16 protein-coding genes and 1 tRNA gene are annotated in these 21,938 nt (G+C 65.8%); 9 read left to right on the top strand and 8 right to left on the bottom strand.

Annotation, left to right across the window (positions count from 1 at the left end):
• The first annotated feature begins 20 nt into the window (after positions 1-20).
• Positions 21-545, top strand: coding sequence for a hypothetical protein (locus VT03_RS23330; RefSeq protein ID WP_075095229.1), 525 nt, complete (start codon positions 21-23; stop codon positions 543-545).
• Positions 546-643: 98 nt separating this feature from the next.
• Positions 644-2,842 (top strand): arylsulfatase, encoded by a 2,199-nt coding sequence (locus VT03_RS23325; RefSeq protein ID WP_075095228.1) that lies wholly within the window; start codon positions 644-646, stop codon positions 2,840-2,842.
• Between the two features lie 340 nt (positions 2,843-3,182).
• On the opposite strand, the gene VT03_RS23320 is transcribed toward VT03_RS23325, so the two are convergent.
• On the bottom strand, positions 3,183-5,039 hold the full coding sequence (locus tag VT03_RS23320; protein ID WP_075095227.1) for a diguanylate cyclase: 1,857 nt from the start codon (positions 5,037-5,039) through the stop codon (positions 3,183-3,185).
• A 211-nt stretch (positions 5,040-5,250) separates the two neighbouring features.
• A complete protein-coding gene (locus VT03_RS23315) occupies positions 5,251-6,651 on the bottom strand; it encodes a prolyl oligopeptidase family serine peptidase (protein WP_082846459.1) in 1,401 nt (466 codons plus the stop codon).
• A gap of 563 nt (positions 6,652-7,214) precedes the next feature.
• On the opposite strand from VT03_RS23315, the gene VT03_RS23310 reads away from it, so the two are divergent.
• Entirely contained in the window at positions 7,215-8,129 is a 915-nt protein-coding gene (locus tag VT03_RS23310; RefSeq protein WP_075095225.1) for a DUF6528 family protein, read from the top strand.
• 51 nt (positions 8,130-8,180) lie between these two features.
• Here VT03_RS23310 and VT03_RS23305 read toward each other — a convergent pair whose 3' ends face one another.
• Entirely contained in the window at positions 8,181-8,423 is a 243-nt protein-coding gene (locus VT03_RS23305; protein WP_156514709.1) for a hypothetical protein, read from the bottom strand.
• Between the two features lie 208 nt (positions 8,424-8,631).
• Between VT03_RS23305 and VT03_RS23300 the strand changes: the two genes are divergently transcribed.
• Entirely contained in the window at positions 8,632-9,096 is a 465-nt protein-coding gene (locus VT03_RS23300) for a hypothetical protein (protein WP_075095223.1), read from the top strand.
• Positions 9,097-9,115: 19 nt separating this feature from the next.
• Here VT03_RS23300 and VT03_RS23295 read toward each other — a convergent pair.
• A tRNA-Leu gene (locus tag VT03_RS23295) sits at positions 9,116-9,201 on the bottom strand.
• Positions 9,202-9,363: 162 nt separating this feature from the next.
• A complete protein-coding gene (locus VT03_RS23290; protein ID WP_075095222.1) occupies positions 9,364-10,266 on the bottom strand; it encodes a ThuA domain-containing protein in 903 nt (300 codons plus the stop codon).
• A 223-nt stretch (positions 10,267-10,489) separates the two neighbouring features.
• Between VT03_RS23290 and VT03_RS23285 the strand changes: the two genes are divergently transcribed.
• Entirely contained in the window at positions 10,490-12,076 is a 1,587-nt protein-coding gene (locus tag VT03_RS23285) for a sialate O-acetylesterase (protein WP_075095221.1), read from the top strand.
• A gap of 353 nt (positions 12,077-12,429) precedes the next feature.
• Here VT03_RS23285 and VT03_RS23280 read toward each other — a convergent pair whose 3' ends face one another.
• On the bottom strand, positions 12,430-13,482 hold the full coding sequence (locus VT03_RS23280; protein ID WP_075095220.1) for an alpha/beta hydrolase family protein: 1,053 nt from the start codon (positions 13,480-13,482) through the stop codon (positions 12,430-12,432).
• A gap of 510 nt (positions 13,483-13,992) precedes the next feature.
• Positions 13,993-15,246: a PQQ-binding-like beta-propeller repeat protein gene (locus tag VT03_RS23275; RefSeq protein WP_075095219.1), complete on the bottom strand. Its 1,254-nt coding sequence runs from the start codon at positions 15,244-15,246 to the stop codon at positions 13,993-13,995.
• Positions 15,247-15,795: 549 nt separating this feature from the next.
• Between VT03_RS23275 and VT03_RS23270 the strand changes: the two genes are divergently transcribed.
• From VT03_RS23270 to VT03_RS23260, 3 genes are all read left to right on the top strand, one after another.
• On the top strand, positions 15,796-16,413 hold the full coding sequence (locus VT03_RS23270; protein ID WP_075095218.1) for a Uma2 family endonuclease: 618 nt from the start codon (positions 15,796-15,798) through the stop codon (positions 16,411-16,413).
• A gap of 423 nt (positions 16,414-16,836) precedes the next feature.
• Entirely contained in the window at positions 16,837-18,237 is a 1,401-nt protein-coding gene (locus VT03_RS23265; protein WP_231870497.1) for a sigma-54-dependent transcriptional regulator, read from the top strand.
• Between the two features lie 821 nt (positions 18,238-19,058).
• On the top strand, positions 19,059-19,616 hold the full coding sequence (locus VT03_RS23260; protein WP_075095216.1) for a hypothetical protein: 558 nt from the start codon (positions 19,059-19,061) through the stop codon (positions 19,614-19,616).
• 123 nt (positions 19,617-19,739) lie between these two features.
• Here the strand turns inward: VT03_RS23260 and VT03_RS23255 are convergent, their stop codons facing one another.
• Positions 19,740-20,486 carry a Spy/CpxP family protein refolding chaperone gene (locus tag VT03_RS23255; protein ID WP_156514708.1) on the bottom strand — a complete coding sequence of 249 codons (747 nt, stop codon included), beginning with the start codon at positions 20,484-20,486 and terminating at the stop codon, positions 19,740-19,742.
• Positions 20,487-20,731: 245 nt separating this feature from the next.
• Here VT03_RS23255 and VT03_RS23250 point away from each other — a divergent pair, with 245 nt between their 5' ends.
• Entirely contained in the window at positions 20,732-21,883 is a 1,152-nt protein-coding gene (locus VT03_RS23250; protein WP_075095214.1) for a glycosyltransferase family 4 protein, read from the top strand.
• Positions 21,884-21,938: the final 55 nt, after the last annotated feature.

Genomic DNA, 21,938 nt, shown 5'->3' with positions numbered 1-21,938 from the left:
TGAGTGCCTCGGGGTGACGTATGCCGATCTGGGGGTGGGTCTGTCTCGGTCTCCCGGCCGCGCTGGCCGCCTTCCTGGCCTACATCACCTGGCAGTTCGGCCGGCAGCAGGCGCGGCTGAAGGAGCGGGGACGGACCGTCGTCGCCCGTATCCTGTTCGCCGATCCGGTCCTCTATGACCGGAACAACGGGGCGACGTTCTCGGCCGCCTTCGTCGTCTTCACCATGAGCGCCGACACCTCTCCCGCGCACCTCGAGTCCCTCCGCACGATCTGCGAACGCCTGGACGGCTTCCAGCCGCAGAGCGACGACGAGGACGAGTTGAAAATCGGCGCGGCGCTCCAGCAGCAGACGACCGCCGGGCAGATCCCGCTGCGGATTCCGAATCGGATCACGCAGGGCAAAGAGGTCTACTTTGCGACTCCGAACGTGATGCGCCGCATGCTGCCAGGGGGCCGGCTCCTCAAGGAGTACATCTATCTCAAGGTGCTGATCGAAGGGGACACGCGGGAGCTCGCGATGATCGAGTATCCCGACGAGGGTTGAGGGGGCGATCCTCTCCCTCCACGGTGGCGTCCCGAACCGCCAGGAATCATCCTGACGCGGAACGCACTTTTGATTCCCGACGCCCCACGAGCGCCGCCATGCGAATTCCCTTTCCGACGATCTGCCTCGCCCTGATCGCAGCCGTCGCCCCGATCGCCAACGCCGCCGCCGCCGCCCCGCCCCGCCGGCCCAACGTCATCGTCATCCTCGGCGACGACATGGGCTACTCGGACATCGGCTGTTACGGCGGAGAGATCCAGACGCCGAACCTCGACGCCCTCGCCGCCGGGGGTGTTCGCTTCACCCAGTTCTACAACACCGCCCGCTGCTGCCCAACCCGCGCCTCCCTCCTGACGGGACTCTATCCCCACCAGGCGGGGATCGGGCACATGACGAACGACCGCGGCCACGACGGCTACCGCGGCACGTTGAACCGCGAGTCGGTCACCATCGCGGAAGTCCTCCGCACCGCCGGCTACCGCACCTACATGTGCGGCAAGTGGCACGTCACCGAGCAGATCGCCCCCAACGGGGACAAGTCGAACTGGCCGGTCCAGCGGGGCTTCGACAAGTTCTACGGCACCATCACCGGCGCCGGCAGCTTCTACGACCCCACGACCCTCTGCCGCCAGAACCAGTACGTCACGCCGGTCAACGATCCCGAGTACCGCCCCGAGACCTACTACTACACCGACGCCCTCTCGGACAACGCGGTCCGCTACCTGGCCCAGCACCACGCCGAGTCCGCCGACAAGCCGTTCTTCCTGTACCTCGCCTACACCGCCGCCCACTGGCCGATGCATGCCCTGGAGAAGGACATCGCCAGGTACCGCGGCCGGTTCGACGACGGCTACCAGCCGCACCGCGCGGCCCGGCTGGAGCGGATGAAGGCGAGCGGCCTCGTCCCGCAGGAGACCCCGCTCAGCCCCCCGGCCGAGGACTGGTCGGCGGTCTCCGACAAGGCGTGGGAGGCCCGCTGCATGGAGGTCTTCGCCGCGATGGTCGACAACATGGACGCCGGCATCGGCCGGATCGTCTCGCACCTCAAGGAGACCGGCGAGTTCGACAACACGATCATCCTCTTCCTGCAGGACAACGGCGGCTGCGCGGAGGTCATCGGCCGGAATGCCAACGGGAACGGGCCGTCGGACCTCAAGCCGCTCGGCGACGACGGGCTCCAGCCCAAGATCCTCCCGCCGATGCAGACCCGGGACGGCCGCTGGGTCAAGACCGGCCCCGGCGTCCTTCCCGGCCCGGCCGACACCTACATCGCCTACGGCCGCGGCTGGGCGAACGTCAGCAACACGCCGTTCCGGGAGTACAAGCGCTGGGTTCATGAAGGGGGGATCTCGACCCCGCTCGTCATGAGCTGGCCCGCCGCCGTCGCCGCGGACCGCAAGGGGGCGCTCGAACGTCAGCCCGGCCACCTCATCGACGTCATGGCCACCTGCGTCGATGTCGCGAACGCGGCTTACCCCGCGGGATTTGACGGGCATGCGATCAAGCCTCGCGAGGGCGTGAGCCTCGTCTCCGCCTTCCATGGCCGGTCCCTTGACCGACCGCAGCCGCTCTTCTGGGAGCACGAAGGGAACCGCGCCGTCCGGGACGGCCGATGGAAGCTGGTCGCCAAGGAGAACCAGCCGTGGGAGCTGTACGACATTGACCGCGACCGGACGGAGTCCAACAACCTCGCGGCCGCGGAGCCGGAGCGGGCCCGGACGATGGCGGCCCAGTGGGATGCTTATGCGGCCCGTGCCAACGTCCTGCCGCTCGGCACCTGGCGCGGCGCGCAGTCGGCGGAGGAGACCGGCCCCTCGCGGCGGCGGTTCGAGCTCAAGGCGGGGGACAAGCTGAACCGCGCCGCTTCGCCCGCCGTCGGCAATCGGGGCCTTCGCGTCACCGCGAAGGTCGAGGTCGCGGAGGCGCCTGGCCAGGGGGTGATTGTCGCTCAAGGGGGCGCGGCGATCGGTTTCGCCCTCTATCTCGTGGACGGCAAGCCGGTGTTCCGTGTCCGGGCGGACAATCAGGCGTTCGATGTCAGTGGGGCGGAGACGCTGAAGGGTCCGCACACGCTTGAGGGGTTGTTGACGACGAAGGGGCGCCTGACGCTGTCGATCGACGGTCAGGAAGTGGGTGGTCCGGTCGCTGCGACGCTCATCGACAGGAAGCCGCTGGATGGCCTTGAGGTCGGCCGCGATGCCGGGGGGGCGGTGGGTTTGTATGAGGCGCCGAATCCGTTCTCGGGTCGGATCGAGTCCGTGGTGATTGAGGTGTTGCCTCAGGCGGAGGAGAAGTAGGCAAAGTGCCGATCGCGTCCGCGCCAAGAACCGGGTCCAGGGGCACCCTGGTCAGGGGGTGCAGGGGGCAGAATGCCCATTGCCCGCCGGAGGCCCTCTCGTCGAGAGATGTCTGAAGGAGACCGTATCCAAACGCGGACGCCATGCCGGATGCCCTAACATCAACACGCGGGGAGTGCGAAGCGAGCGGTGAGTCCTCAACGCCGGTCCCACAAAGGGGCCGTCCGTTGCGTACCACGGTTCCTCAGGGAAGTGCCTCCGGCGGCAAGGGGTTGCCCCCTTGACCCCGGCGGCCGTGGCACGTTGGGTTTGAGCTAAGACGCTGCGCCGGCAAGGACGGTTATTCCGCCGTCGTTGCCGTGAGCTCCTCGTGGTGGCAGCAGGCGTTTCCGTTCGGGCCCATGACCGCCAGCAGCACGTTCTCAAGATCGTTCGGAGCGGGCGGCGACACCGATGCCGCCACCGGCTTCACGTCCTCCGTCCCGGCCACGATCACCTGGTCGCGACCCAGCTTCTTCGCCCGATACAGAGCCATGTCCGCCGCCTGCAGGATCGCATCCCCGAACTCGCTGTGCTCCGGGAACACCGCCACGCCGGCCGACAACGTCACCGGCCCCAGCGGCTTCTGGCGATACCGCACCGTCATCTTCTTCAGCGCCTCGCGGATCGTCTCCGCCCGCTGAACCGCCACGTTCTCGTTCGCCCCCGGCAGGATCAGGCAGAACTCCTCCCCGCCATACCGGCACGGAATGTCCTCGCCCCGCACGGTCTGGGACAACAGCTTCCCGAAGTTCGAAAGGAGCGCATCCCCCCCCTCGTGGCCGTGCGTATCGTTGAACTGCTTGAAGTGGTCGATGTCGATCATCACCACCGCCACCGACTGGTCCTGCCGCCGCGCCCGGATCAGCTCCCGCTCCAGCGACGCCTCCAGGTACCGCCGGTTGAACAACCCCGTCAGCGGATCGCGGATCGACTGGACCCGCAGCGCCTCCTGCAACCGCAGGTTCGCCAGCGCCAGCGACGCCTGCTCCGCGATCGTCCTGGCCGCCTTCTGCTCCTCATCCGTCAATCCGCCGCTGCGGGTGGAGGTGATCGACAGCACTCCCAGGGTCTCGCCATGCGCCACCATCGGCAGGCACAGGTATCCCTGAGGGACCGTCAGAAGATGACCGCAGAGCGGCTCGCAGCCTTCGGTGTCCGACACGTTGTGCAGCCGGCCCCGCCGCAGCCCCCAGCAGTCGTCCGGATGGAAGTCGCCGCTGAACGTCGTGTCGTCCCCCCAGGAGTAAACGATCTCCACGAGGTTCCGCGAGTTGCTGATGATCCCGATCGAGCCCGACACCCCCGGCAGCAGCCGCGGGATGTTCCGGCCGATGATCGCATACGCCTCCTTAGGGCTCTGGCACGTCTGAAGGAAGTCGGCCATCGTCGTGACGACGGCGGTCTCGGTCGTCAGCCGGCGGAGGTCGGCGAGGGAGTCCTCGAGCTCCTGGTGCGACTGCTGCAGCACCTCCTCGGTCTGCGTCCGCCGCAGCGTCTCCCGACGCACGACCCAGAAGACGCCCCCTAGAATCCCCAGGCAGATGATGAACCCGCCGACCGAGATCAGAAAGGTGATCCGGGTCGAGGCCGCCGTCGTGGCGATCCCTTCCGCCAGACGGTTGCTCTGCGCCGCCTCGATCTCGGCCGCCATCGCCCGGACCTCGGCCATCTTGGCCCGTCCCTGCCCCAGACGGAGCTCCGCCACGGCCGCCTCGGCCCCGTCTTCGCGGAAGGTCTCCAGAATGTTCCGGGCCACGATGACGCGATCGTCGATCAGCGTCCGCCACTTGGCCAGCATGTCGAGCAGCACCGGATCCCCGCCCGCCTTCTCGCGGAGCCGGTCCAGGTTGCGGAGAATCACTGGCAAGGCGACGTGATACGGCTCCAGATACTCCCGCTCGCCCGTCAGCAGGTAACCCCGCTGGGCCGACTGGACATCCTTGACGTGCGACATCGTGTCGTTGACGAGCGCAATGAACTCGTGCGTCTTCGCAATCTGGTCCGCCTCGTCCAGCAGGTGCTGAACCCCGCGATGGATCAGCAGGCCGAGGCCGCACATCACGACCGTCGCCGCCAGGAACCAGACGACGACAGTCCGTGTGATCGGCGAAACCGGGAGAACCTCGGCTTCGGAAGTCGGGAGTGGAAGGTTCATGCGACGCTCAAGGAAGTGTTGACGCGCAGAGGCGCAACGCCGCGTTCCCACGGCCCTCAAGCCTAGCTCGCAGGTCCTTGCCGCGAGGCCAATATCTTACAGAAGTGAAAGAAGAGACATTACGACGCAACCCATTCCGAGACCGGGAATTGCATCCGTCCGGACCGCCGCCGCATGAAATTGCTACGGTCCCGGGACGCCCGGAATCGCGTCAGAAACCGGCCGGGGCGGCCGGGGTGGGTGCCGTCGTGGTCGCGGGAGCGGAAGGGGGAATCGACGCGGGAGCCTCCGGCGGAGCCGGCAGGGCGGGCGTCTTCTCGGTCAGCCAGGCGATCGCCCGCGGGATCCCTTCGTCGATCATCGAGTCGTAGTGGTTCCCCACGGGGACGTCGACGAAGGTCGTCTGAGGATTCTTCGCCTGGAGCTCCTGGATGAACGGGCGGTTCCGGGCCAGCGGCGTGATCGAATCGTCGTTCGCGTAGAACAGGAACGTCGGGCAGCGGATCGCGGCGACGTGCGTCTTCGGGGACGACCGGACCAGGAACGCCTCGAGGTTGGGGACCGCTCGTCGGATCACCGGGTCCTGCAGGGCCTCCTGGCAATGCAGGGCGACATCGGTGCAGGGCGCGTACGCGATGCAGCCGGCGACACGGGGCTCGTGCGCCGCGACCAGCAGCGAGAGGGTCGCCGCCGAGCTGTGCCCCGCCGAATAGATCCGGCGGGGATCGACCGCCGGGATGCGGGCCAGTGCGAACTCCAGCGCGTTCCGCGCGTTGAGGACCCCCGCCTGGGCCGCGTCGAACTGCTGGTGGGCGGCCCGGAACTGGTAGCCCGTCGGGTTGTCGGTGTTGAGCGGACCGTCGAGCGAATAGTTCACGACGCACATCCCCGCCTCGGCGTACGGCAGCGTCTCCTTGTGATAGTCGCTGTCGAGCTCGACGTCGTTGCCATACATCATCGGCGTCCCCGCGGGAGCGATGAGCACCATCGGGATCGACTGCGGGGCCAGCTCGCCCGCCGGCAGATAGACCCGCAGCTTCATCGTCCTGGCGGGCGCGCCGGGGGTCTGCGGAACGCTCGCGAAGTCCACGCGGTGGAGTCCGACCGGCGATCCGCCGATCGCTCCAGCGGGCCCCAGTTCGGGAAACGCCCGGAACTGCGACTGCGGGACCGCTGCGGCCACCGCCCCCGGTCCCGGTCCCGCCGCAACCGGCGGGGGGGGCGGCGGGGCGTTCACGGTGGCGAACGGAGCCGGACCGAAGATCGGACGGTTCGACGAGCCGTGGCCGTTCAGCACGCCGATCAGGACGGCCACCCCCAGGCCGCCCCCGATCAATCCCAGCGCCACCCGCACCGGGACGGTGAGAGCCGGTTCGGACTTCTTCCCCTTCTTGGACGTCTTCCGCGAGACCGTCTTGCGAGGGGGCGGCGCGGGAGCGGGGATGTCTTCGAACTCGTCGGAGGAGAAGTCCGTCTCTTCGAGAGGAGGCTTATCGCCGGACCGGACGGCCACGGCCGCGCCGCAGGACTTGCAGCGAAACGTCCGTCCGGCCAGGGAGTCGCTCACGCGATACGCCCGGCCGCAATCGCCGCAGGAGACAGAGATGGACATGGAGAGGCCGCGAGCGCAGGAGCAGAAGAGGGGATCGGCGGGCGAAGCGGACTCCCCAAGCCGGGGTTGTCGAGCGGCCCATCGATTAGCGAGCAACCTATGAGAAACCTTACCGATCCGCAATGAATGCCTGACGGCACGCGGGCCAGCGGCCCCACGGAACCGTCGCGGTCCGGAGGGCCGTGTCCGTCAGGCATACCGGTTGGTCGGTTTGTCCGTTTGTGAGGGTCCGGGTGTTCATCAGGTGATTCCCGGACCCCGTTTTGTCGATAGTGTAAGCTGCCCGGGGATGGTTGAGCGGAGCTGTGGTTGGCCCTACACGCTCTGTTCCCGTCTCCGGGCGTCGTTTCTCCTTCGCTTCCGCCGGTCCGGTCCCGATCTGATCGGCAGGTCCTTCCGTTTTGATCCCGCCCGCGATGCCGCACCGCCCCTTCGGCGGACACGGTGCCCGATCAAATTTGGGCGGTCGAGATTGCAAACGCGGCCGCGAGACGCAGAAATCCGGTATCGACTCCGTCCGTTGGCTCACCGGCCCGGCCGAGCGATCCCCAAGGACTTCTCGCATGCGTCGGTTCCTCCCCCTCCCTCTCCCGTTTCTTGTTCTCTTCGTTCCGCTGCTCCTGCTCGGCTCACCGGCGCACGCCGACCTCATCCTCCTTTGCGGAATGGACGAGGTCTTCGTGATCGCTCCGGAGGCGACCGCATCGGAGAAGCTGGAGAAGCGATGGAGCTGGCGGGCCCGCGATCAGAAGACGCTTCCCGCAGCGCTCGTGAAAGCGTTCGGGACGACCGACGACTGCAAGCCGATCCGCGACGGCCGGCAGATCCTCATCACCTCGTCGGGAGGAGGCTGCGCGCTGGTCGACTATCCCTCCGGCGCGGTCCGCTGGTCCGCCCGCGTCCCGAACGCCCACTCGATCGAACTGCTGCCGGCCGACCGCGTCGTCGTCGCCAGTTCGACGAACGCGGCAGGGAACCGTCTCGTCCTGTTCGATCTCTCCCGCTCCGAGGAACCGATCGGCTCCACCCCGCTCCTCTCCGCCCACGGCGTCGTCTGGGACGCCGATCGGGACTCGCTCTGGGCCATCGGGCTCAATGAGCTGCGGCGCTATCGCCTCGACGCGTGGGACTCGAAGACTCCGTCGCTGAAGCAGGAGCAGACCTGGCCCCTGCCGGACGAAGGGGGCCACGACCTGCAACCGGTCCCCGGCACCGCCGACCTCGTGGTGACGTCACACAAGACGGTCTCGCTGTTCAATCGCGACACCCGCGAGTTCCGCCCGCACCCCGAACTGAAAGACCGGCCGCACGTGAAAGCGGTCGCCATCCATCCCGCCTCCGGCAAGACCTTCTTCATCCAGGCGGGCGAAGAACAGTGGTGGTCCGCATCCCTCCAGTCCCTCACGCCTCCGACTACGACCGACGTCCCGGGAGAGCGGCTCTACAAGGTCCGCTGGCTCCCCGCGGCCAAAGAGTAAGACCGGCCGCGCTGCGTCCCTGGGACCTCGGATGGCCACCACCGCGCGGATTCACATCGCCGCAGCCGACTTGGCCCCTTCCAGTTCCTCGAGCCGCTTTTCGAGAACGCTGATCCGCAGCTGCAGTTGCCGGTCACTCTCCCCCGACATGAAGAACGCCATCGGCAGGAACGCGAGGAAAGGAGTGACCCACGCGTCCGAACTGACGACGTGCGTGACGAGCGCGATCAGCGACAGCGCCGCACAGAAACCCATGGGAAGCCAGCAAGGGAACGCTTTGGCACTCGGGATCATCGGACTGTCCTCGGTGAGGGGGAGACTGCGGACTCCATCTTACCGACACGATGGTGCGGAAAGCGCATCCCGAGGGCCAGAACGCCAAGCGGGCCGAACGAGCCGGAAACCCGTCGACGGTCAGACAGAGTCGCTGGAGACGCGAAGTCGCTCTTGACCCGGCGGTTGGCTCGCGGAGACTCTTCGGCAGTCCACAGGGAGGCCGCCCATGCTTCGCACAACGATCCTGATTCTGTTCTCGCTCGCCTGGGGTCTTCAGGAGAGCGCCGCGGCCGACAACCTGGCCTTGGCGAAACGGCTCGCGACGGCGTTCGAGGAGCTTGAGCGAGTAGGCAAGATCAGGACGCGGGAAATGGAAGTCGCCGTCAAGGACGGGAACGTCACGATCACCGGCCAGATCTCCAGCCGCGCCGACGCCGCGCTCATCGCCGCAGCGGTCTGCCAGGACGAAGAGGTCGTCGAGATGCACCTGAATCTGCCAGTGGGACGGCCGCCGTCGGAACCGAAGATGACGGAGGCGGAATGGCTCCAGCGGTTCACGGAAGCGAGACGACAGCCCCTCACGTGGGACGACGGCAACTGGGGAATGCGGTTCTCTGAACCCGCCGGACCGAAGCAATACCCCGCGCCGTCACCAGTACCGACGAAGACCGAGCCCGCCCCGATGAAGTGAACAACCCAAACACGGACAATGGTCGCGACGGGAATCGAACCCGTATACCCCTTTCGGGATGAGGGATTTTAAGTCCCTTGCGTCTGCCTGTTTCGCCACGCGACCCTGGATAGCGGGAAGTCGGAAATCTCAAGTGACAAGTCTCAAGGGGAGGGCTCGAACGGTTCAGCCGTTCGAGTCCCACAGACTCTTCGCCAGACCAGAGTCACCGACTCCGCCGGCCTCTGACTGAATACTTGAGACCTGGCCCCTGAGACCTCGTCCCTCCTACTTTGCCTTCCCCTTGAACTCGCCTGCCTCGAAGTCCTTCTTCGACTTCTCCTCATAGGCCTTGGACACCTCCGGGTTCGGGGTGGCGTCGACTTCGATCTCGCCGCGGAACCACTTCACGGCGTTCGTGATCGACTCCAGGTAGGCGGCATTCGTCCAGCTCGTCTCGTTGTGGCCGAGGTTGTTGTAGTACAGCTTCCCCTCCCCCACCTTCTTCACCCACGCCAGAGGGACGTGATAGCCGAAGCCGGTGTTCACGTCCGAGCCCGTCGGGCTCTTGGAGTAGTCGAGGCTCAGCAGCACGCGGCACTTCTCCGGCTGCCAGTGGCGGTACATGTAGATCTCGTCCTTGATCGTGAACTCCTTCCCGAACGGCTTCGCGATCGGGTTCTCCGGATCATGCCCCGTGAACGTGACGACGTTCCCCGAGCCCCACGGATGGCCGATGAACGTCCCCCCCATCAGGTCCCAGTACGGCTCGTAGTCGTGGAAGGTGTCGCCGGCGGAGTGGAAGCCCAGGATGCCGTGCCCTTTCTGCTTGATCCACTCGCCGAAGAAGTACGCCTTGTCCTCGTCCGCGATCGGCAGGTTGCCGGTCGTGTAGAAGCCGACGATGTCGTACTTCTCGAGGATCGCCTTCTTGAAGTCGTTCGCGCAGTCCTGCGTGCAGTCGACCTTGAAGAGCCCAGTCTTCTGGCCGAGCTCCGTGAGGGCGATCTCGGCGGGGGAAAGCATTCCCGGGTCCCGGCGGGTCACCGAGCTGTGCTTGAAGCCGACGCTCTGCGTCACGAACAGCATCCGCAGCGGTTTGACGGCGGCGTTGTCCTGGGCCTCTGCCGCCGGACTGGTCAGACCGATCAGGACGGCCGTCAGACCGGCCAGGAACGAACGTCGTTGCATGGAGCGCCTCGCAGGGAGAGAGAACATCGGAGATCGAAACACGGAGTTAACCAAAATCCCACACTCCTGACAAAGTCCGCCGTTAAAAACCGGTTCACATCGGCGGGGCGAACATCCGTCCCGGCCGGCGGGCTCCGGGCGTCCGCGCTCGACCGGTCGGTCGAATTGTCGCCCGGGCGGCGATACAACGGGGCGCGTGCCTGGCCCCCTACCGGAGAGACGCATGTCGCGACCGATTTTCACGCTTATCCTTGGCGCCGCGGCGGTCGCCGCCCTGCCGGGAATGTCCGGCTCGTCCCTGCAGGCCGACGTCACCCTTCCGGCCATCTTCTCGAACCATATGGTCCTCCAGGCGGACCAGGAGGTGGCGGTCTGGGGCTGGGCGGAGCCGGGCGAAGAAGTCACCGTGGCCCTCGATGGCCAGGAGGCCAAAGCGACGGCGGGGGACGACAAGAAGTGGCAGGTGAAGCTCTCGGCCCACAAGGCGGGAGGACCGCACGTCATGACCGCGAAGGGGAAGAACACCCTCACGGTTCAGGACGTCCTGTACGGGGAAGTCTGGCTTGGGTCGGGCCAGTCCAACATGGCCATGGCGGTCAGCCGCTGCAAAGACTTCAAGGCGGAGACCGCCACGGCCAATCTTCCCCTGATCCGCACGTTCCGCGAGGAGTCCGGTCCCGCCACGGAGCCGCAGTCCGTTGGGAAAGGGGCGTGGGTCATCTGCTCTCCGGTGACCGTGGGAACGTTCTCCGGGACGGCGTACTTCTTCGGCAAGGAGATCCATCGTGTCCTCAAGACTCCCGTCGGCCTCATCAACTCGTCGGTCGGAGGGACGCCGGTTGAGGCCTGGACGAGTTGGGACGCGCAGAAGGACAAGCCGGAACTGACCCCGTTGTTCTCGAGCTGGGACGAGAAGGCGAAGACCTACGATCCGGACGCGGCGCAGAAGGAGTACGAGGCGGCCCTCGCGAAGTGGAAGGAGCGGGCGGTGGCGGCCAAGGCGACCGGCAAGGAGACTCCGCGGGCGCCAAAGAAGCCGGTCCATCCGACGCTCGACTCGCATCATCCGGCGGTCCTGTTCAACGCCAAGATCGCGCCGCTCGTTCCGTACACGATCCGCGGCATCCTGTGGTACCAGGGGGAGAACAACGCGGCGAGCGTGCAGCCGGAGAACTATGGTCTGCAGCTCCGGACTCTGATCGAAGACTGGCGGAGCCGCTGGGGCGTGGCGGACCTGCCGTTTGCGTGGGTGCAGCTGCCGAACTACCGGATTCAGGTCGACACGCCGGTCCAGACGACCGGCTGGGTGATTGTCCGCGACGAGATGCGGAAGACGCTCGCGCTTCCCAACACCGGGATGGCGGTGACGCTCGATGTCGGCGACCCCAAGGACATCCACCCGACGAACAAGCAGGATGTGGGGATGCGGCTGGCGATGTGGGCTCTTGGAACGATCTACCACCGCAAGGGTCCGCAGGCGTGCGGTCCGCTGTATGAGAGCCATCAGATTGAGGGCGGAAAGGTGACGATCCGGTTCCGCTACGCGGCGGACGGAATGCAGGTTCCGAACGGTCTTGTGAAGGGGTTTGCGATCGCCGGGGCCGATAAGCAGTGGCATCGGGCGGAGGCGAAGATGGAAGGGGACCACATTGTGGTGCAGAGCGGAGCGGTCCCGAGCCCGACGGCGGTCCGTTATGCGTGGGGCGAGAATCCCGAGGCGAATCTGTTTGGGACGAATGGCCTGCCGGCATCGCCGTTCCGGACGGACGACTGGCCGCTGGTGGAGGAAGTGGCGAAGCCGAAGAAGTAGCGCACCATGACGGGTCACCGGGTCCAGGGGCACCCTGGTGGGGAGTGCAGAGGGGCAACGCCCCTTTGCCCGCCGGAGGCCTGGCCGTCGGACACTGTCTGAAGGAATGCGTGTCCAAACGTGGACATCGTGTCGGATGCCCCCCTCACCAACCCGCGAGGATTGCAAAGCCAGCGGTGTCGATTGAGGGAGTCCTCATAGCGGGTACCACAAAGGGGACATCCGTTGTGTACCACGGTTCCTCATGGAAGCGCCTCCGGCGGCAAGGGGGCGAGGCCCCCTTGACCCCGGCTGCCGTAGCACGTTGGGTTTGAGCTGCCAGAGCTGCGCCGGCTAGGACCGTTGATTGATCGCTACCGCTTCACGGGTGAGTCAGAAACCGTAGCCTTCACCCGCTCCGCCATGATGTCGAGAATCGCAGGCAGGTACAGAATGCCCGTGTAGTGCCCGGCGTACAGCTCCGCCTGGTGCGACTTATCAAGACCAATCGCCGCCGCCAGCTTCCGGCAGTTCGCAATCGGCACCACCTCATCCTGCCGGGCCGAGTACATCCAGGTCCGCTGCGGGTCCAGCCGATGCGCCACCCGCAACGGCTCCGCATGCCGCAACAGGTCCCGAAGCGCCTCCCCGGTAAAGCCCCCCCGAGCCAGCTCCTCACGAACCTTGGCGACATCCTTCTCGCCATTCTGAATCATGCTGTAGAGGTCCCCTCCCGCCAGCGTGATATGCACCTGCCGGTAGCAGCCATCAAGGGACCCAGCCGTCGCCGCCACGAAGCCCCCCAGACTCGTCCCCTGCAGCGACACCTGCTCCGGATCGACCTCGGGCAGAACCCGAACCGCGTCATAGGCGCGGCGAACGTCACTGACCCCCTGCCGCATCATCTTGAGCATCTCGGCCGGATCGCGACGGATCCCCGGCTCGCGCCGCTCACCGTACCGCGGGAGATGAATCAGAAAGGCATTGAGCCCCCGCGATCGAAACCCCTCCGCGACCGCCTTCCCCACCGGCATCGCCGAGCCGGACTCATGAATGACGACCACGGCAGGCCGTTTCATAGCGCCGCCGTCCCGCTTCGCCTCCTCCGGCCGATACCACGCCAGCGCGACCGAGTCATTGATCGCACTCCCGCTCTCCCACGGCGACGGAAAACGAACCAGCCGCTCGTACTCCCGCCCCTCGCACTCGGTCCAGGTGACCTCAAACGCCACGGGCTTCCAGACGATCGTGTCGAGCATCGTCTGAGCGTCGGGATTCGCGTCCTTCCACTCCGTAAAGGAGTCCCGCGCGGCGGCCCGCTGAGCAACCGGCTCGGCGGCAACCAGGACATCCGAAAGTCCGACCGCCATCGCAATCAGAGCGACACGATAGAGCCAGGCCCGGCGAGGAAGACGAACGTCCGACATCTGTGACTCCGCTGATGGCCGAAACATCGCCGCACGAGCGGCGGCGTCCGCTTTACCCCGTTCCAACGCCGTCGGTTTCCGCACGAAGCGCCGATCCTGCATTCCCCTCTGAGGCGAAATGTCTCGTCCCGCTGGCACGGACCGCCCCCTTGCCGGGGCAAACAACGGACATCCGCTTTGTGGAACCGGCGTTGAGGACTCACCGCTCGCTTTGGAATTTCTGCGGGTTAGTGAGGGGGCATCCGGCACGGCGCCCGCGTTTGGATACGATCTCCTTCAGACATCTCTCGACGGCCAAGCCTCCGGCGGGCAAAGGGGATTCTCCCCTCTGCACTCCCCGACCAGGGTGCCCCTGGACCCGATGAGAGCCAAATGACCCTGAGTTGCGCTGCTCTACCTTCCGCCTTCAGCCTGAACCCCTTCCGCCTCCCTCACAGCCCCCTTGCATCCCCCACCAGGGGTTACCCCCTGGACCCCGGTTTGGGGGACGACCATTCCACCAACGCGCCACTATTCCATCCCCTGAATACAGACGAGGGCGTCCTTCGTCCGGACGAACAGATCACCACCCGAGAAGGCCGGTGAGGCGTAACACTCCGCGTTCAGCTCATTCGTCGAAACGAGCTCATACTTCGCCCCCGGCCGCACCACCTTCGTGATCCCATCATCATCAAGGAAGTACACGAGACCGTTCGCCGCCACGAGCGAAGCGGAGTAATGCCGCCCCATCCGCTCCTGCCACGCAATCTTTCCGGTCTTCGCCTCAAAGCACGTCCCGAACCCGTTGTCCGACGCGATAAGGAAGTAGTCGCCGACAAGGATCGGCGACGGGACGTAGGAGACGCCGCTCCGTTCATGGTGCCACGTCTCCCGCGCACCGGTCACATTGCCGGTCCCGGTCGGGTCGAAGGCGACGATGTGCTTGTCCGGAAAGCCGCCCGTGATGATCAAGAGGCCGTGGCCGTAGACCGGCGAGGCGACGAACTGCTCGGTCGGGCCGTCGACGACCCACTGCTGCACTCCGGACCGCGGGTCGTAACTGGCAACACTCTTGCTGCCGCTGAGCATCATCTGCGTCCGCCCGGCGACATCGCGGATGATCGGCGTGCAGTAGCTGCGGGTCTTGTTCTCGCGGGGGGTCTTCCACTTCGTCTCGCCGGTCGCGCGGTTGAGGGCCACGATGTAGGCGTCGCCGTCGTGATCGCCGTTGACGATGAGCGAGTCCTCAAAGACGACCGGCGAGCTGCAGTAGCCGTGGACACTCGAGAAGCCGCCGGGCTCGGCGGTCCAGAGCTCGTTGCCGGCGAAGTCGTAGGCGGCGACGTGCATCCGCTTCTCGTTGAGGAAGCTGACATAGACCCGCTCGCCGTCGGTCGCCGGGGTGCTTGAGGCGTGGCTGTTGAGCTTGTGGATCTTTTCGAGAGGGGACTGAAGGACCGCCTTCTCCCACAGGAGGTCGCCGGTGCGGCGGTCGTAGGCGAGGAGCATGCGGGCTTGGTCGGCGGGGCGGGCGCCGACGCAGAAGATGCGGTCTTCCCAGACGACGGGGGAGGCGTGTCCTTCGGCCGGGACGGGGACGGACCAGCGGATGTTCTGGGTCGTCTTGCCGGCGCTCCAGGTGACGGGGAGGTTTGTTTCGAGGCTGGTGCCGTCGCCGCGGGGTCCGCGCCAGCAGGGCCAGTTCTCGGCGTGAAGGGGCGGCGAGGAGAGAGCGACCAGAACCGCGACGGCCAGAGGCAGGAACCAGAGAGACACTCTCGCCATCGTTCAGATCTCATTGTCAGTGTGTCCGCGGCGAAGGCAGCGGATCGGACCATGAAATTCTCCACGGGAGACGCATTCGCGACAAGTGATGCGTTGATCCAGCGCCAACGGCGCACTCCAACCGGATCCAGGGGGTACCCTGGTGGGGAGTGCAGAGGGGCAACGCCCCTTTGCCCGCCGGAGGCCTGGCCGTCGACAGATCTCTGAAGGAGTGAGTGTCCAAGCGCGGACACCGTGCCGTATGCCCCCTCACCAACCCCCGGGGATTGCAATGCAAGCTGTGTGATGTGGGCGAGTCCTCAACGCCGGTTCCACAAAGGGGACATCCGTTGTGTACCGCGGTTCCTCATAGAAGCGCCTCCGGCGGCAAGGGGGTGAGACCCCCTTGACCCCAGCGGCCGTAGTACGTTGGGCTTGAGCTAACAGAGCTGCGCCGGCAAGGACGCGATCCGGCGATGCCTGCGGGCAGCGGACGCCGAGGGGCCGTTCTACCGGACGCATCCGACTCGGGGTAAACTGTGGCCACAATTTTTGGACATTGGGGGGCCCATGAACTCCGCCGCGTACAAACGTCTGACCGTCGAGCAATATCTGGAGATCGAGCGCGCGGCCGACCAGAAGAGCGAGTTCTACGACGGCGAGATGTTCGCCATGTCCGGAGGGTCGCGTTTTCACAGCACGATCTCGGTCAACCTCGGACGCGAGTTCAGCCTCGCTCTCAAAGGTCGTCCGTGCCTGACGCTCAACAGCGACATGCGGGTCAAAGCTCCCTCCGGACTCTACACCTACCCGGATCTGTCGGCACTGTGCGGCGAGCCCCGCTTCGAGGGGAAGGCCGAAGACATCCTCCTCAATCCCATGGTCGTCGTAGAGGTCCTGTCGCCGTCGACCGAAGCCTACGACCGCGGTGCCAAGTTCCGGCACTACGGAACGATCCCGTCGCTGAAGGAATACATCCTGATCTCCCAGGATGTCCCTTCGGTCGAGCGTTTCGTCCTCGGGGAGGACAACCAGTGGACGTTCACCCGCGTGGAAGGGTTGGAGGGCTTCCTGGAAGTCTCCGTGCTCGACATCCGGATTCCGACCCGCGAGATCTACGCCAACGTCACCTTCGCTCCTGAAGACGTACAGGCCCTCTCTGATCAGGATCAGCGCCGGCCGCGGTGACCGCACCCCGCCGAGGCCCGCCCGAAACGGGAAGAGGCTTCTCGCGCGGACTGCTCAAAGGCGGCCGATCTGTCGCCGCCCGTGCGCGTAAACCTGGGTTCACCTGCGGAGTTGAATTTGAGCCACAGATGAACACGGATCAACACTGATAGGAGGCGGCGGACGGAACCACCGATCGGTCGTTATCTGTGTCCATCTGTGTTCATCCGTGGCTCAATCCATTCCACAAAAAAAACGCCCACAATGCCCGCCGGAACGCGAAAACTCGCAGAAAACGCCGATTGCCCCGTTCCGAACTTTTGTGTTATCACCCCGGTCCGACCGAGGACTGGAGCGGAACCCTGAGGGTTCCCGCGACGGGAGCGTCTGCGACCAGTTTCAGTCGTCCGACAGGGATGTCGAATGGTGTCAAGGAGTGACGGCGTGAATCAGAAGCCAGCCAGCGGATTGCGGGTCCTCTTCGCCGAAGACGAACTCGGTCTCCGTCTGATCGCCCAGCGGGAACTCCCCAAGCTCGGCCACGATGTCGTGGTCTGCGAGGACGGAGCCAAGGCGGTCAAGGCCCTGGAAGAACACTCCTTCGACGCCGCGATCATCGACCTCAAGATGCCCAACCTCGACGGTTGGGGCGTCATCGAACAGCTCAAGAAGTCCGCGCCCGACACCGACTTCATCATCGCCACCGGGCACGGCCACCTCGACGACGCCATCAAGGCGCTCCGCCAAGGGGCGTACGACTTCGTCAAAAAGCCCTACACCCTCCCGGACCTCGCGACCGCCCTCAACCGGATCGCCGAGAAGAAGACTCTCAAGAACAAGGCGATCGCCCTTGAGACGCAGCTCGTCGCCGTCCGCGGGACCGTCGACATCATCGGCGAATCCCCGTCGATGCTCCGCGTCAAGAAGCTGATCGAGAAGATCGGCCCGACCGACTCCAGCGTCCTCGTCCTCGGCGAAACCGGGACCGGGAAGGAACTCGTCGCCCGGCGCATCCACGACGCCAGCCTGCGGGCCCAGATGCCCTTCGTGGCGGTCAACTGCGGGGCTCTCCCGGAGAACCTCGTCGAGAGCGAGCTGTTCGGACACAAGAAGGGTGCCTTCACGGGGGCCGACGCTCCCCGCAAGGGACTCCTGGAAGTCGCCAACGGCGGGACCCTGTTCCTGGACGAACTCGGCGAGCTCGACAAGTCGATGCAGGTGAAGCTGCTCCGCGTTCTGGAGTCGGGCGAAGTCCGGCGGGTCGGCGAGAACGACCCGATCTTCGTCGACGTCCGGATCGTGTGCGCGACGAACCGCAACCTGCAGGAGATGGTCGAAGAGGGGACGTTCCGCGAGGACCTCTTCTTCCGCGTCAACACCTTTGAGATCCGCCTCCCTCCCCTGCGGGAGCGGAAGGACGATATTCCGCAGCTGGCCCGGTTCCTGATTGCCCGGCACCTGAAGCGGCGGGAAGTTTCGCCGGACATCATCACGCCGGAGGCGGTGGCGCTGCTTAAGGCTCATGAGTGGTCGGGGAACGTTCGCGAGATGGCGAACGCCATTGAGCACGCGGTGATTCTCTCCGATGGCGAGCCGATTCTTCCTGAGCATCTGCCGTCGAGCGTGGGCGGTAAGACGTCGAATGCGAGTGGGAAGCCGTTCCTGGTGACGCAGTTCCCGCGGCCGCTGACGCTGCGTGAGATTGAGGAAGAGGTGATTGTCCAGACCATGGAGAAGTACGATGGCGACAAGCCGTCGGCTGCCAAGGAGCTGGGGATCGCTCTCAAGACGCTGTACAACAAGCTCAATCAGTACGCGACGGGTGAGTCGGCTGAAGCAGGCTGAGATCGCTTGGCCGCCCGACCGTGCTTCGCCATACCGGGTCCAGGGGCACCCTGGTCAGGGGATGCAAGGGGGCGACGCCCCCTTGCCCGCCGGAGGCCTGGCCGTCGAGAGATGTCTGAAGGAGTGAGTATCCAAGCGCGGACACCGTGCCGGATGCCCCCCTCACCTCGTCGTTGCTCACCGGGCCGCACTCGGCTGTTCGGCCCAACGGGCCAGCGATTCCCCCAGCCAGGGCCACCGGCCCTGGATTGGGCATCGAACAGGGAAACAGGCCTGAAGGGCCGGCCATTCGGTTCCGACGTGCTGATCGTCGGTTGTCGTCCTCTCAAGGCGAACGGTTGGCCCGTTGGGCCGTCGTTGTTGTTGTTCGTCGGTGTCACCAGGGCCGCTGGCCCTGGCTGGAGGAACGGATAGCCCTTCGGGCCGACATCTCCACGCACACCAGCGTCCAAGGCGAAGAGACCCGGCCAAGGGACGGCCCCAAATAGCCCAACTTTCAAGGGGGACGTCCGTTGTGTGCCACGGTTCCTCATGGAAGTGCCTCCGGCGGCAAGGGGGTGAGACCCCCTTGACCCCAGCTGCCGTCGCACGTTGGGTTTGAGCGAGCATCGCTGTGCCGGCGAGGATGCGGGTCGAGCGGGCGGTTCTGTTTCGCCCGATGCTTTTCCGATCACAAATCCTGGCTTCGTGATCTCTTAACGACGCATCTCCTTCGCCGTCCTGCCACCACAATCCCGCAGCCGGTCAGTTGCGAACCCTCGCATCGCCGTGGAGAATCCCGGCTCCCCAACCGACTGCCGGGCCGTCAGATTCGTGGTGTCATGGCGATTCGACAGCGTATTTCCGGATTTCATCTCCCCAGCCTGACGTCCCTCATCGGATGCCGCGACGAGGCGTCCGTCGACCGCTGCCTGGAGATGTTCACCCGCCGGTTCGACCCCGGCCCGGATCTGGACGCGGGAAGCGTGCTCGCCCGCCAGATCATCATGGAGGGGCGCGAAGCGGTCCACCCGGAAGTCGAAGACGAACTGCTGCAATACGTCGTCGGCTGCCTCTCCGAGTTCGAACAGATCCACGACGTCTCCGGCAGCGTCTTCTGGGAAACCTTCATCCTCAGCCTGCGGGCCGGCCGGCTCCGATACCCGCCCGAGTTCCGGACAACGCTCGATCACCTCGTCCGCGGACGCCCACTCTTCGGCAAGTCGCTCGATCCCGAAGGGATCCTCTACAGCTACCTCACCAGCGCCGAGGCGACGGCCCTCTTCGAACTGCTCCTCAAGACTCCGGCGTTCGGCGCCAACGTCGGCTTCCGCGACGCCGAACCCTGGATGCGGCGGATCATGAAGTCGGGCAAAGACGTCTGGCTCATGACGGTCTGAACAGCGCGGAAGTCGCCAGCAGCGCTCTCCAGGTCCGCGCAAAACAAAACTCGCGGGTCCGGGAGAAAGTCCCGAACCCGCGAGCGGTTGATCTTCCGAGTCTCCCCGACGGGGAGAGCCGACTCAGTTGCTGTCGCCAGCCGGACGACGGCCGCGGCCGCCCTGTCCGCCACCCTGGCCGCCGCCGAACATCGGACGCGGGAATTCGAACTTCTCGCCCTTCATCTTCTCGAGCTTGGCCTTCTGGTCGTCCGTCAGGACCGCCATGACTTCGCCTTCGGTCTTCTCGCGCTGAGCCCGCATCTCTTCGAAGTTGGGCCGCTCACCCCCGCCCCCACCGCCGCCCGGGCCGCCGCGGCCGAACTGCGGACGGAGCGATTCGCTCAGCTTGGCGATCTTTTCCTTCTGCTCATCGGTCAGAGCCAGGTCCTTGGCGACCTCTTCGCGGGACAGAGCGGAAACACCTTCCCGCTGGATCCGCAGTTCGCCCAGGCGAGCCCACTGCTCTTCATTGAGGAGCTCCTTGACCTGCCCTTCGACCTTCTTGGCGGACTCCTGCCCCTTCTTGCGGAACTCTTCCATCTTCTTGTTCCGCTCTTCTTCGCTCAGGTCGCGGAGAGCCTGGAAGTCGAACCCCTGGAACGAAGCCCGCATCTCTTCCTGGATCTTCCCGAGAGCGGCCTTCTGCTCATCGGTGATCGAGAGCTCCTTCTGAACCGCTTCCATACCCACGAGACCGGCGACTCCACCGCCGCCCCCACCCATTCCACGGAAGCCGCCACGGCCTCCTCCTCCACCGCCGCCGGGCTGGGCCAGGACCGGGGATGCAAACAACAACGCGGCACACAGGACAAGACGATGGAGTTTCACGGACGTTCTCCCCGAAGCGGGACGGTTGAAGAGGTGGACGGATCCCCGGCCGCAGCGGCGCGGGCCCACCATGCTAGCTCTTTAACCTTTAACCCCCGTGAAGGTTCCGCCGGTTTGTGGTATCACCGGACGCATTTCCGGAAACTCTGACGGTCAGGGAAATCAGGTCCCTCTTGAGGGGCCCCCGCGGGACACTGCCGCCGGTCCCCGGGAGCGGTTTCCGACGTCCAGTTTTGCGAGTGTTCATGCGCGTCGCCCACATCATTACCAGGCTCATCATCGGCGGTGCGCAGGAGAACACGCTCCACAACGTCGAGGACCAGCACCGCCTGTTCGGCGACGAGGTGACACTCATCACCGGGCCGGGGCTCGGTCCGGAGGGATCCCTCGAAGAACGGGCCCGCGGCGGGGGGTACGACCTGCGGATCGTTCCCGAGCTCGTCCGCAGCATCCGGCCGTGGACCGACTGGCGGGCGTACCGGCGGCTCACCGCCCTCCTGCGGGAGATCCGGCCCGATGTCGTCCACACCCACAGCTCGAAGGCGGGGATCGTGGGCCGGGCGGCGGCGGAGGCGGCGGGGATTCCGTGCGTCCACACGGTTCATGGAGCGGCGTTCCACTACGGGCAGCGATGGGCGGCATACCGGGCCTACGTGGCGGCGGAGCGGTGGGCGGCGCGGCGGACGGCGCGGTTTATCTCCGTGGCGGATGCGATGACCGACGAGTACGTACGGGAGGGGGTCGCCCCCCGGGACAAGTTCACGACGGTCTACAGCGGGTTCGATGTCGAGCCGTTCCTGCATCCGCCGCGCGGGCGGGACGAGGTTCGGGGGGAGCTGGGGATCGGGCCGGGGGAGATCGTGATCGGCAAGATCGCGCGGCTGTTTCACCTCAAGGGGCACGAGTTCGTTCTCGCCGCCGCGCGGCGGGTTGTCGATGCGTGTCCGGAGGTGCGGTTCCTGTTTGTCGGGGATGGGCTCTTGCGGGGGAAGTATGAAGACGAGATTGCCGCGATGGGGCTGAGCCGGCACTTCGCGTTTTCAGGCCTGGTTCCGCCGACGCGGATTCCTGAGCTGGTGGGGGCGATGGACATTGTGGTTCACACGAGCCAGTGGGAGGGGTTGGCGCGGGTGTTGCCGCAGGGGTTGATCGCCGGGAAGCCGGTGGTGACTTATGACGTGGGTGGGGCGCGGGAGGTGGTGATTCCGGGGGAGACCGGTTTTCTGTTGCCAAGGGATTCGGTTGATCCGTTGGTGGAGGCGTTGGTGACGCTGGTTCGCGATCCGGAGATGCGGAAGCGGATGGGTGAGGCGGGGCGGGCGAGATTCACGGATCAATTCCGTCATGAGTCGATGACGCGACGGATTCGCGAAGTTTATGCGGCAGCAATGCGCTGACATCCATACCGGGGTCCAGGGGGAACCCCTGGTGGGGAGTGCAGAGGGGCAACGC

This window comes from Planctomyces sp. SH-PL14 (assembly GCF_001610835.1).
GTDB lineage: Bacteria > Planctomycetota > Planctomycetia > Planctomycetales > Planctomycetaceae > Planctomyces_A.
This window is presented reverse-complemented; position numbering and strand designations above follow the sequence as displayed.

Excerpts from the sequence above, each read along its gene's own strand:
- VT03_RS23290 (WP_075095222.1), bottom strand. The coding sequence starts at position 10,266 with ATGCAACGACGTTCGTTCCTGGCCGGTCTGACGGCCGTCCTGATCGGT.
- VT03_RS23260 (WP_075095216.1), top strand. The coding sequence starts at position 19,059 with ATGGCGATTCGACAGCGTATTTCCGGATTTCATCTCCCCAGCCTGACG.
- VT03_RS23320 (WP_075095227.1), bottom strand. The coding sequence starts at position 5,039 with ATGAACCTTCCACTCCCGACTTCCGAAGCCGAGGTTCTCCCGGTTTCG.
- VT03_RS23280 (WP_075095220.1), bottom strand. The coding sequence starts at position 13,482 with ATGTCGGACGTTCGTCTTCCTCGCCGGGCCTGGCTCTATCGTGTCGCT.
- VT03_RS23270 (WP_075095218.1), top strand. The coding sequence starts at position 15,796 with ATGAACTCCGCCGCGTACAAACGTCTGACCGTCGAGCAATATCTGGAG.
- VT03_RS23315 (WP_082846459.1), bottom strand. The coding sequence starts at position 6,651 with ATGTCCATCTCTGTCTCCTGCGGCGATTGCGGCCGGGCGTATCGCGTG.
- VT03_RS23285 (WP_075095221.1), top strand. The coding sequence starts at position 10,490 with ATGTCGCGACCGATTTTCACGCTTATCCTTGGCGCCGCGGCGGTCGCC.
- VT03_RS23330 (WP_075095229.1), top strand. The coding sequence starts at position 21 with ATGCCGATCTGGGGGTGGGTCTGTCTCGGTCTCCCGGCCGCGCTGGCC.
- VT03_RS23310 (WP_075095225.1), top strand. The coding sequence starts at position 7,215 with ATGCGTCGGTTCCTCCCCCTCCCTCTCCCGTTTCTTGTTCTCTTCGTT.
- VT03_RS23325 (WP_075095228.1), top strand. The coding sequence starts at position 644 with ATGCGAATTCCCTTTCCGACGATCTGCCTCGCCCTGATCGCAGCCGTC.
- VT03_RS23300 (WP_075095223.1), top strand. The coding sequence starts at position 8,632 with ATGCTTCGCACAACGATCCTGATTCTGTTCTCGCTCGCCTGGGGTCTT.
- VT03_RS23305 (WP_156514709.1), bottom strand. The coding sequence starts at position 8,423 with ATGATCCCGAGTGCCAAAGCGTTCCCTTGCTGGCTTCCCATGGGTTTC.
- VT03_RS23250 (WP_075095214.1), top strand. The coding sequence starts at position 20,732 with ATGCGCGTCGCCCACATCATTACCAGGCTCATCATCGGCGGTGCGCAG.
- VT03_RS23275 (WP_075095219.1), bottom strand. The coding sequence starts at position 15,246 with ATGGCGAGAGTGTCTCTCTGGTTCCTGCCTCTGGCCGTCGCGGTTCTG.